The organism is Methylobacillus sp. MM3 (genome assembly GCF_001645185.1).
Lineage (GTDB): Bacteria > Pseudomonadota > Gammaproteobacteria > Burkholderiales > Methylophilaceae > MM2.
Window position 1 is genome coordinate 1 of record NZ_LXTQ01000010.1, and the last position, 464, is coordinate 464.

The following is a 464-nucleotide window of genomic DNA, read 5'->3' on the forward strand; positions in this document are numbered from 1 at the left end:
CTATAATAATCAGAGCATGATAAATAATTATGAGCAATTAATTTTAGTTAAAAGACGGAGGAATGAAATTAATGGATACAGCTGGAATAAGATTAACTCCAAAAGAAATCGTATCTAAATTAAATGAATACATCGTTGGACAAAATGATGCTAAACGTAAAGTGGCAATTGCCCTACGTAATCGATACAGAAGAAGTTTATTGGATGAGGAATCAAAGCAAGAAATTTCACCTAAAAATATTTTGATGATTGGACCAACCGGTGTTGGTAAAACTGAAATTGCAAGAAGAATGGCCAAAGTTGTCGGCGCACCATTTATAAAAGTAGAAGCTACTAAATTTACTGAGGTAGGTTATGTAGGACGAGATGTTGAAAGTATGGTTAGAGATCTTGTTGATGTTTCAGTAAGATTAGCCAAGGCGCAGAAAAAATCATTGGTACAAGATGAAGCAACAGCTAAGGCC

1 protein-coding gene is annotated in these 464 nt (G+C 34.5%); it reads left to right on the forward strand.

The window, feature by feature from the left end; all coding sequences use genetic code 11:
* Positions 1-71: 71 nt before the first annotated feature.
* Positions 72-464 (forward strand): AAA family ATPase (locus tag A7976_RS14715; RefSeq protein WP_131800993.1); only part of this gene is annotated, 393 nt, incomplete at its 3' end.